Here is a 10,694-nt window from a genome sequence, read left to right as displayed (position 1 = left end):
CATGACCTCGCTGGCCACCCCCACGCACACCATCGGTGCGCACGCCATCACCCTGCCCTGCGGCACCCCGCTGCAGCTGCTGCCCCAGCGTGCGCTGTGGTGGCCTGCCGCGCGCATGGTGATGGTGGCGGATGTGCATTTCGGCAAGGCCGCCTCCTTCCGCCGCGCGGGCCAGCCCGTGCCACACGGCACCACGGCCGACAACCTGGCGCGGCTGGATGCGGTGCTCGCTGCCACCGGTGCCGACCACCTGGTGTTTCTGGGCGACTTTCTGCACGCTCGCAGCGGCGCGGCCGATGCGCTGTGGCAGCAGTTGCTGTCCTGGCGCCAACGCCATGCGCATGTGGCGATGACCCTGGTGCGCGGCAACCATGACCAACATGCGGGCGACCCGCCGGCCGCGCTGGCTCTGGCGCTGGTCAACGAGCCCTGGTGGCCCTGTGCCGATGCGCCGGTGCTGGCCTGCCACCACCCGCAGGCGGTGGCAGGACACACGGTGCTCGCCGGGCACCTGCACCCCACGCTGCGGCTGCGCGGCCCGGCGCGGGATGCGCTGCGGGCGCCCTGCTTTGGCTGGGGAGATGGGCAGTTGATCCTGCCCGCCTTCGGGGCCTTCACCGGCACGGCGCCCGACACCCTGCCTGCGCACTGGGCGCAGTTTGCGGTGTTGCCTGGCCGCGTGGTGGCTGTTCCAGGGGGCCTTTCATAGGGTGTACAGGGGGTGGCGCGCTGCCGCCAACGCGGTCAAACTGCAGAGCGCCGCAGGGTGATTACCACCTATTTGGTGAAAAAAAGTGCCCCGGGCTTATGATAATTTTGCATTGTGAGATTCGATTGCAAAAACAGGGGTTCCAGACAGCCCCGAGCAAGGAGAATCAGAGAGCATCCGCGTTTGGCCCCGCTGTGACCCAGCCGGGGGCATTTACATACTCTGTTTCGTGAGACAAGCCATGACGACCCAGCAACCCACCATCATCTACACCCTGACCGACGAAGCCCCCCGTCTGGCCACGGCTTCCTTCCTGCCCCTGATCCGCACGTTTGCCGCGCCAGCGGGCATCAACGTGGTGGAGTCCGACATCTCGGTGGCCGCCCGTGTGCTGGGTGAATTCCCCGAGTTCCTGAAGGAAGATCAGCGCGTGCCCAACACCCTGGCCGAGCTGGGCAAGAAGACGCTGCAGCCCGATGCCAACATCATCAAGCTGCCCAACATCAGCGCATCTGTCTCGCAGCTCAAGGCGGCCATCGCCGAACTGCAGGCCAAGGGCTATGCCCTGCCCGACTACCCCGATCAGCCCAAGGACGACAAGGAAAAAGAAATCAAGGCGCGCTACGGCAAGTGCATCGGCTCCGCCGTGAACCCCGTGCTGCGCGAAGGCAACTCCGACCGCCGCGCCCCCAAGGCCGTGAAGGAATACGCACGCAAGAACCCGCACAGCATGGCCGAGTGGAGCCAGGCATCGCGCTCGCATGTGTCGCACATGCACGCGGGCGACTTCTACCACGGCGAAAAGTCCATGACGCTGGACCGCGCCCGTGACGTGAAGATGGAGCTGATCACCAAGAGCGGCAAGACCATCATCCTCAAGCCCAAGGTCAGCCTGCTCGACCGCGAAGTGATCGACAGCATGTTCATGAGCAAGAAGGCGCTGCTGGCCTTCTACGAAAAGGAGATCGAAGACGCGCGCAAGACCGGCGTGATGTTCTCGCTGCACGTGAAGGCCACGATGATGAAGGTGTCGCACCCCATCGTGTTCGGCCACTGCGTGCGCATCTTCTACAAGGATGCGTTCGCCAAACACGCCAAGACCTTTGAGGAGCTGGGCGTGAACGTGAACAACGGCATGGTCGATCTGTACAGCAAGATCGAAACGCTCCCCCAAAGCCAGCGCGACGAGATCAAGCGCGACCTGCACGCCTGCCACGAGCACCGCCCCGAGCTGGCCATGGTCGACTCGGCCAAGGGCATCACCAACTTCCACTCGCCCAACGACATCATCGTGGACGCCTCCATGCCCGCGATGATCCGCAACGGCGGCAAGATGTGGGACGCCAACGGCCGCCTGAAGGATGTGAAGGCCGTGATGCCCGAATCCACCTTCGCCCGCATCTACCAGGAGATCATCAACTTCTGCAAGTGGCATGGCGCGTTCGACCCCAAGACCATGGGCACGGTGCCCAACGTGGGCCTGATGGCGCAGCAGGCCGAAGAGTACGGTTCGCACGACAAGACCTTCGAGATCCCTGAAGACGGCGTGGCCAACATCACCGACCTGGCCACGGGGGAAGTGCTGCTGAGCCAGAACGTGGAGCAAGGCGACATCTGGCGCATGTGCCAGGTCAAGGACGCCGCGATCCGCGACTGGGTGAAGCTGGCCGTGAACCGTGCCCGCAACTCCGGCATGCCCGTGGTGTTCTGGCTCGACTCGTACCGTCCGCACGAAGCGCAGCTGATCACCAAGGTCAAGATGTACCTGCACGAGCACAACACCACCGGCCTGGACATCCAGATCATGAGCCAGGTGCGTGCAATGCGCTACACGCTGGAGCGCGTGATCCGCGGCCTGGACACCATCAGCGCCACCGGCAACATCCTGCGCGACTACCTGACCGACCTGTTCCCCATCATGGAACTGGGCACCTCGGCCAAGATGCTGTCCATCGTGCCCCTGATGGCCGGTGGCGGCATGTACGAAACCGGTGCGGGCGGCTCGGCGCCCAAGCATGTGCAGCAGCTGGTGGAAGAAAACCACCTGCGCTGGGATTCGCTGGGTGAGTTCCTCGCGCTGGCCGTGTCGCTGGAAGACCTGGGCCTGAAAACGGGCAACGCCAAGGCCAAGATCCTCGCCCAGACGCTGGACGCCGCCACGGGCAAGCTGCTCGACAACAACAAGAACCCCTCGCCCAAGACCGGCCAGTTGGACAACCGTGGTAGCCAGTTCTACCTGGCCATGTACTGGGCCCAGGAACTGGCCGCGCAAACGGCAGATGCTGACCTGGCCGCCAAGTTTGCGCCCCTGGCCAAGCTGCTCACCGCGAACGAACAGAAGATCGTGGATGAACTGAACGCCGTGCAGGGCCAGCCCACCGACATCGGTGGCTACTACATGCCCGATGTCACCAAGCTGGACGCCGTGATGCGCCCCAGCAAGACGCTGAACGAGGCGCTCAACACGGTGAAGTGAGCGGTGGCGTGAGCCGCTGGGTTGCTGGGCGCCTGGGCTTGCCGGAGGCGCGCAGCAACAGCGCAAGGGGTCCGCTGGTGGGTTTCAGGCATCAAAATGGCCCCCACCGCGCGACCACATTGCCCATATAGCTATATATTCAATAGCAAACAACAAAAGGGCCCCGCCGCAACGCGGGGCCCTTTTGTTTTGGGTGACACCGATGGGGTCGTTGGCACCGTTGCGGCCACCGGTCGGCCCTTCAGGCCTGTGGCGTCACGGCCGGTCGCGGTCCACCACCCGGCTGGCCAGCGGTGCGGGCACATAGGCAGGCAAGAAGGCGCAGCCCTTGCCAAACTCAGCCTCGTAGGCAGGGCATTGCTGGGCGATGCCTGCGGGCGTGGGCTTGGCGCCCTCGCCTTCATTTACCCAGCGCAGCAGCGCCGCCATCAGCGTGGGATAGGTGGGGTCGCTCAGGTAGCTGTGGCCGCTGTGGCGCGTGAAGGTCTGCACCAGGCGCGCGCCGCTGCCCGCCTTGTCCATCGTGGCCTTGAACTGCGCGTCCAGCTCGACAAAGGCCGTGGGGTCGTCCACGCCCTTCACGGTGAGCACGGGCACGGGGATCTGGCCCGTCGGGTCCGTGTCTGCGGCAAAACGCGCCACGGCCTGCGGGTCGGCGCGGTAGCGCAGCACACCCGCATTGAGCGCCGCATCGTCCGGCGAGCCCTTGTAGACCGCCCCCACATTGCCAAACGGACTCGCGCCCCCGGTGCGGTGCTGCACCACGTCGCGGTAGTGGAAGGTCGCCCAGTTCATGTGGCCCGGAATGGAGCTGGCCGGGATGCGGATCACATCGACGAGGGTCTGCACCTTGCGCTGCTGCTCGGGCGTGCGCTCGGCCACGGGCTTGTTCAGCGCCAGGCATTCGTTGATGCGCGCCGCCAGGTCAGCCTGGGTCATTGCGGCATCGCGCGGCAGGCCGGTGTTCAGCGGGTACTGCGCCTCGGTGGGCCGCGGGTGGTTGTTGCAGAGGTACTGGTAGACCACACGCAGGTCGGTGCGGAAGTCGTACGAGCGCGTGCCGCCCGCAAGCACGCCGCTGGTCAGCAGCACGGCGTCGTAGGGGCGTTTTCCATCGGCCGTGCGCTGGAACATCTCGGCCCCTTTGGCCGCCACACTGGCGCCCCACGACTGGCCGTGCAAAACGGTGCGCTGCGGCTGGGCCACATGCTGCACAAAAATCTGGCGCAGGCGCTCGGTGTCCTCGGCAGCGGAACGCACTTCCACCCCGCCCTGGCGGAAGGTGCTGCCCGCCCAGGCATACCCCGCGCGGACCATGATGGACCAACGCTCCAGGTCCTCCACCGCACGCTCGGCCTTGGGCGCGCCCAGCGTGGGCCCGCCGTGCGCGTGCAGCACCAGGTGGCCGTTCCACTTCTGCGGAATGGCGATGAGGTAGTAGGCCCCGGCCGAGTCCTGGCCCGCCAGGCAGCGGGCGATGGCAGCCACATCCTTGGGGCAGGCCGCCGCCACGGGCGCTGCCTCTGCTGTGGTGGCAGGCGGGGGGGTGGTGGCCATGGGTGCGCAGGCCGCCATCGCCAGGCAGGCCAGGCCCGCGAGGGCCCAGCGGGGCCCTCGGGGCAAAAGAGGCAAAAGGGGTGGCAGGGAATGGGGCTGCAGTGCAGTCATGGCGGGGGTGTCTCCTGAAAAGTTCTTGGGGTGCGAGCCGGATGCCGCTGCATCGTAGAAACCGGCTTCCAATACGTCAAATAGGCAAAAATGGCCCTGGCGATACGATTTGCATATGACCACCCTCCCAGCCACCCGCAGGCACTGACATGGACATCCGCCAGTTGCGCTACTTTCTGGCCGTGGCCGAGGCCGGGCACATGACCCGTGCGGCCGAGCTGCTGGGCATGGCCCAGCCGCCGCTGAGCCAACAAATCAAGGCCCTGGAAAACACGGTGGGCCTGGTGCTGTTCAAGCGCCACGCCAAGGGCGTCACCCTGACCGAGGCCGGGCATGCCCTCCAGGCGGATGCCGCCCGACTGGTGCATGACTTCGACGCACTGCAAAGCCGCATGCAGCTGCTGGCCGAGGGCAAGACCGGCCGGCTCGTGATTGCCTTCACCAGCTCGGCCGCCGCCCATGAATTCACCCCGTTCGCCCTGCGGGAGTGCCGCGCGCGCCACCCCGGACTGGTGCTGGAGATTGGCGAAAACAATGCCGCCGAAATCACCGAGGCCGTGGCCGATGGCCGCCTGCACTGTGGCCTGCTGCGCGTGCCCGTGGCGCGGCCTGCGGGCCTGGTGTTCGAGACCCTGCAGCACGAGCCCGCCATGGTGGCCCTGCCCATCGACCACCCACTGGCACAACGCCAGCGGCGCGGCAAACCGCTGCCCATCCAGATTGCCGACCTGGGAGGCGAGCCCATGATCCTGGTGCGCCGCCCGGGCGCGCCCGGCCTGTATGCCAACCTGCTGGCGCTGTGTGCCGAGCAAGGCGTGCGCCCCCGCGTGGTGGCCGAGGTGGCGCGCATGCTGACCAACCTGAACCTGGTGGCGGCAGGCACGGGCATCTCCGTGGTGCCGTCGTCCATGCTGGGCGTGCACCGGCATGCGATTGCCTACCGGCCGCTGGTGGATGGCGGGCGACTGGATGTGCCGCTGACCCTGGTCTACCGCGCGGACGACAACGTGGGACCCACGGCCACGTTCACCACCCTGCTGCGCACGCTGGCACACGAACAACACCCGGTGGCGGCCACGGAGCCCCCACAAAAAAAGGCTGCCCGGTAGTCCACCCGGCAGCCTCTTCCTGCATCGGCACTGCACCGGTTCGGGTGCGGCCGCCAATCATCACAACATCACCACAGTGCGGGTCAGTTGTTGCCCTGCGCAATCCCCTCGCGGCGGGGGTCGGCGCCACCGGCATAGGTGCCTGCACCTGGGTTGCGCGACAGCAGGCCCGCATTGCCATTGGACCGCAGGCCGTTGAACACCGCGCCATGCAGGCCGCTGGTGAAGGTGTCGGTCTGCGCCACGGTGTGGCCGCGCGCCTTCAGGCCGTCGCGGATGGCGGCGGTGTCGATCACCGAGCCCTTTTCGATGGATGTGGTGGCATTGGTCTGCGCGCCAAAGTTGGGCAGGTTGATGGCTTGCTGCACGTTCAGGCCCCAGTCCGTCATGCCCAGGATGGTCTTGGTGGTGTACTGGATGATGGCGCTGCCCCCGGGCGAGCCGACCACGCCTTCGAGGTCACCCGTGGCGGCATTGAAGATGATGGTGGGCGCCATGGAGCTGCGCGGGCGCTTGCCGGGCTGCACGCTGTTGGCAATGGGGTTGCCCGCCGCATCGGTGGCCGTGAACGAGAAGTCGGTGAGCTGGTTGTTCAGCAAGAAGCCGCGCACCATCTGCAGGCTGCCAAAGCCGTTTTCGATCGTGGTCGTCATGGACACCGCATTGCCTGCGTTGTCGATGATGGACAGGTGGGTAGTCGATGGCAGGGCCAGCGAGTTGTCCCGCCCCTTAGCGCCACTCACACCCGGTGGTGTGCCCGCCACGGGCGTGCCGATGCTCTTGCTCATGCTGATGAGCTTGGCGCGCTCCTTGAGGTAGTCGGCGTTGATCAGGCCGGCCTGGGGCACGCTCACGAAGTCGGGGTCGGCCACATACAGCGCGCGGTCGGCATAGGCCAGGCGATAGGCCTCGGACACCAGGTGCACCGAATCCAGCGTGTTGGGCTTCATGGCCGCCAGGTCAAAGCCCTGCAGCAGGCCCAGGGTCTGCAGCACCGCAATGCCGCCCGAGCTGGGCGCGGGCATGCCACACACGCGGTACTGCACGCGGTAGACGCCGCACACGGGCTCGCGCACCTTGGGGGTGTAGCCGCTCAGGTCATCGAGCGCGAGCTTGCCGGGGTTGGTGGGGTGGCTGGTGACCTTGGCCACGATGTCCTTGGCGATGTCGCCCTTGTAGAACGCGTCGGCACCGCCCGCTGCAATGGCCCGGAGGGTGGCCGCGAGTTCGGGGTTCTTGAGCAAGGTGCCCGCCGCCTTGGCCGTGCCGTCGGCGTTGAGGAAGTAGCTCGCACCGGGCTCGCCCTGGGCCTTGATGCGCGCGGCCGACCCGGCAATCGACACGCTCATGCGCGGCGAGATCGCAAAGCCTTCTTCGCTGAGCTTGATGGCGGGCTCGAACAAGTCCTTCCAGGGCAGCTTGCCGTGGGCCTTGTGGGCGGCTTCGAGCATGCGCAGCACACCCGGCGTGCCCACCGACAGGCCGCCGTCCACCGCCGCCAGAAACGCCAGCGGCTTGCCATCGGCGCCAATGAACAGGTTGGGCGTGGCGGCCTTGGGCGCGGTCTCGCGGCCGTCGTAGGCCAGCAGCTTGTTGGCGCCCTTGTCAAAGTGCAGCATGAAGGCGCCACCGCCAATGCCCGAGGACTGCGGCTCCACCAGGTTCAGCACCATCTGCACGGCAATCGCAGCGTCGGTGGCCGTGCCGCCCTTGGCCAGGATGTCCACGCCCGCCTTCACCGCCAGCGGGTTCGCCGCCGCCACCATGTCCTTGTTGGCATAGCTGATGGCCTTGGGCGTGTAGCCCGAGGGCGGCTCGGGCGGCACGTACTGCTCGACGGGTTCGGGCGTCGCCACCGGCGTGGTGGGGCCATCGCTGCCGCCACAGGCCGCCAGCACCGCCAGTGCGGCGATGCTCAGGCCCAGGGCATAGGGTTTGCGTCGAAAAACAGAAGCCGTCATGGATGAAGTCCTTGGAAGAAAAGGAAGGGGAGGGGAACACGGGCCATCGGGCGCAAAACACGCCGCACCACGGTGGATGCAGGCCCCGGAGCTGCAGGCACAGACCGCAGATTCCGTGCCAGAAACGCCCGTCCAGTATGTGACACGGGCATGAAAATCATTTTGCTTTTATGCCCCGTATATCGCCAAATACGAGAAACGATTTTTCTTACTTGCCGTGAAACAGAATCTGGATTCCATTGACCGCCAGCTGCTGGCGATGCTGCAGCAGAACGCCGAGACGCCGCTGGCCGAGTTGGCCGATGCCGTGCACCTGTCCAACACGCCCTGCTGGCGGCGCATCCAGTGGCTGCGGGAGAAGGGCTATATCACCCGCCATGTGGCCCTGGTGGACCCGCGCAAGGTGAATGTGGGCGTGACGGTGTTCGTGGCCGTGAAAACCAGCCAGCACCACCAGCAGTGGTTCGACACCCTGCGCGACGTGGTGATGGGCATCCCCGAGATCGTCGAGTTCTACCGCATGAGCGGCGATGTGGACTACCTGCTGCGCGTGGTGGTGCCCGACATCCGCGCCTACGACGCGGTCTACAAGCGGCTCACGCAGGCGGTGGCGCTGTCGGATGTAAGTTCGAGTTTTGCGATGGAGGAGATCAAGTTCACCACCGCGCTGCCGCTGAACTACGCGCAGTAGCCACACCGGGTGGTGGCCGCCTGCGCGATGGCCCGGATCAATACTGGCCCATGTAGTCGCGCTTGCCCAGTTCCACGCCGTTGTGCCGCGCAATGGCGTAGGTCGCGTTCACGTGGAAGAAGAACTGCGGCAGGCCGTAGTGCAGCAGGTAGTGCTCGCCCACAAACTGCTTTTCGCGCGGCGTGCCGGGCTGGATGGTGATGGCGCGCGTGGCGGCATCGGCAAATGCAGCCTGCGGCAGGCCTTCGATGAACGCCAACACGGTGGCGATGCGTTCGTTCAGCTCGGCAAAACCGGGGCGCTCGGCGTCGGGGAAGGACGGCACCTCCACCCCGGCCAGGCGCGCGGCCACGCCCTTGGCGAAGTCGCAGGCAATCAGCACCTGGCGCGCCAGGGGGAACATGTCGGGGAACAGCCGCGCCTGCAGCAAAGCATCGGGCTCGATCTTGCGCGCCGTGGCATGGGTCTCGGTCTTGGCCAGGATGTCTTTGAGCGAGCCCAGCATCTGGCGGAACACGGGAATGCTGGCGTTGTAGAGGGGTGAGGTCATGGGGGGTCCTGGAAGTGGTGTGAGGGCTGCGCGTTGCAGGCCATGCAAAGGCCCCCGCGCAGTCGCAGCGATTGCAACACAAGCCCGCCAAGCCTGTTGGCGCGCACGCAGAAGCCCCGGCGCACCCGGCCCATTGATGGATGCCCCACCGACGATCCACCAACGAGAGAGCGCTTCAGAGCGCTTCACCTCTCCCGATCAGGCAGCGGTTGCCAGGGGCCGCGCGGCCCTTGCCGCCACGCCCACACCCACCAGCGCTGCCGACACCACGCTCAGCACCAGCGTGAAGGCCGAGCCGTAGAAGATGCCCGAGGTCATGCCATGGTCCAGCATGGCGCCAAACGCGGGGGCCGCGAGGCAAAAGCCCAGGTCCAGCCCCGAATACACCGTGCCATACACCCGGCCCGTGGCGCCGGGCGGGGCAGCGCGCTTGATGAGCATGTCGCGCGAGGGCCCGGCCAGGCCCGTGCCCAGCCCGGCCACCGAGGCCACCACCACCGCCGCCATGCCGGGCAGGAAGCCCAGGCCCACCAGCACCAGCAGCGCGGCCGAGCCCAGCAGGCAGACCGAGATGATCTTCTCCAGCCGCTGCACACGCCCCACCAGGAACCCGCCCACCAGCATGCCGGCCGCGCCACACAGCATGTAGCCCGTGACCACCATGGCCGTCACGCTCAGCGGCAGGCCGTACATGGACTGCAGCGCGGGGCTGGCAAAACTCTGGATGGCGCTCAGTGCGCAGGTGCTCCAGAAGAAGAACGAGAAACACAGCCACACCGAAGGCAGCTTGAGGAAGGCCATGGGGTGCTCGGGCTTGGCTGCCCCTGCCCCGCCTTTGCCCTGGTGCGCCCAGGCGCCCTGGCGGTCATCCAGCGCATCGCGGTTCCAGACCATGATGGCCAGCACCACCAGCGCGAACAGCCCCCCGCACAGGCAGGCCGTGCGCCACGAGCCCGTGGCCGTGGCAATGCCCGCCATGAACACCGGCGCCGTCGCCCAGCCCAGGTTGCCGCTGATGCCGTGCACCGAAAAGCCGTGCCCCAGGCGCTGGGGCGACACGCGTTTGTTCAGGATCGTGAAGTCCACCGGGTGGAAGGGCGCGTTGCCCAGCCCAGCCAGCGCGGCCGCCAGCAGCAGGCCCCAGTAGCCCTGCGCGGTGCCCGCCGCCAGGCCCGCTGCCGCAAAACTCGACAGCGCAAAAAACATCACCGGCCGCGCGCCCACGCGGTCCACGATGAAGCCTGACAGCGCCTGGCCCACGCCCGAGATCACAAAAAACACCGACACCAGCAGGCCCAGCTCGGAGTAGCTGAAGCCGAACTCGCCGATCAGCCACGGGAACAGCGGCGGCAGCAGCATGTGGAAGAAATGCGAGCTGCCATGGGCCAGGCCGACGAGGCCGATGGTGCGGGCGTCCTGTCGCAACGGGACAGGGTTGGCGAGGGTGCCAGAGGAAGAGGAAGCGGTCATGGGGCTGATCTTAGGCAGGGTGGCCCCGGCAGGTTTACGATAGGCAGACAACTTTTGTCG

The 10,694-nt window shown here is 66.7% G+C and carries 8 protein-coding genes; 4 read left to right on the top strand and 4 right to left on the bottom strand.

Features of this window, described 5'->3' with window-relative positions:
- Position 1 precedes the first annotated feature (1 nt).
- Positions 2-709, top strand: coding sequence for a ligase-associated DNA damage response endonuclease PdeM (gene pdeM, locus AC07Z7_RS00865; RefSeq protein WP_494765001.1), 708 nt, complete (start codon positions 2-4; stop codon positions 707-709).
- 241 nt (positions 710-950) lie between these two features.
- Positions 951-3,185, top strand: coding sequence for an NADP-dependent isocitrate dehydrogenase (locus AC07Z7_RS00860; RefSeq protein WP_094289970.1), 2,235 nt, complete (start codon positions 951-953; stop codon positions 3,183-3,185).
- Positions 3,186-3,440: 255 nt separating this feature from the next.
- Here AC07Z7_RS00860 and AC07Z7_RS00855 read toward each other — a convergent pair whose 3' ends face one another.
- Positions 3,441-4,760, bottom strand: a complete 1,320-nt coding sequence (locus AC07Z7_RS00855) for a hypothetical protein (protein WP_494765068.1) — start codon at positions 4,758-4,760, stop codon at positions 3,441-3,443.
- Between the two features lie 242 nt (positions 4,761-5,002).
- On the opposite strand from AC07Z7_RS00855, the gene AC07Z7_RS00850 reads away from it, so the two are divergent.
- Entirely contained in the window at positions 5,003-5,962 is a 960-nt protein-coding gene (locus tag AC07Z7_RS00850) for a LysR family transcriptional regulator (protein WP_494765000.1), read from the top strand.
- An 83-nt stretch (positions 5,963-6,045) separates the two neighbouring features.
- On the opposite strand, the gene ggt is transcribed toward AC07Z7_RS00850, so the two are convergent.
- Positions 6,046-7,923 carry a gamma-glutamyltransferase gene (gene ggt / locus AC07Z7_RS00845; protein WP_494764999.1) on the bottom strand — a complete coding sequence of 626 codons (1,878 nt, stop codon included), beginning with the start codon at positions 7,921-7,923 and terminating at the stop codon, positions 6,046-6,048.
- A 229-nt stretch (positions 7,924-8,152) separates the two neighbouring features.
- On the opposite strand from ggt, the gene AC07Z7_RS00840 reads away from it, so the two are divergent.
- The gene (locus AC07Z7_RS00840) at positions 8,153-8,614 is read left to right on the top strand and encodes an Lrp/AsnC family transcriptional regulator (protein WP_063462278.1); all 462 of its coding nucleotides are present in this window, start codon (positions 8,153-8,155) and stop codon (positions 8,612-8,614) included.
- Between the two features lie 37 nt (positions 8,615-8,651).
- Here AC07Z7_RS00840 and AC07Z7_RS00835 read toward each other — a convergent pair whose 3' ends face one another.
- Both AC07Z7_RS00835 and AC07Z7_RS00830 read right to left on the bottom strand, forming a co-directional pair.
- Entirely contained in the window at positions 8,652-9,164 is a 513-nt protein-coding gene (locus tag AC07Z7_RS00835) for a DUF1993 domain-containing protein (protein WP_494764998.1), read from the bottom strand.
- 198 nt (positions 9,165-9,362) lie between these two features.
- Positions 9,363-10,634 (bottom strand): MFS transporter, encoded by a 1,272-nt coding sequence (locus tag AC07Z7_RS00830; protein WP_494764997.1) that lies wholly within the window; start codon positions 10,632-10,634, stop codon positions 9,363-9,365.
- Positions 10,635-10,694: the final 60 nt, after the last annotated feature.

It is taken from the genome of Acidovorax sp. GW101-11A03 (assembly GCF_059424825.1).
The sequence above is the reverse complement of the archived record's forward strand: the minus strand, read 5'-3'. Positions and strand labels throughout refer to the sequence as shown.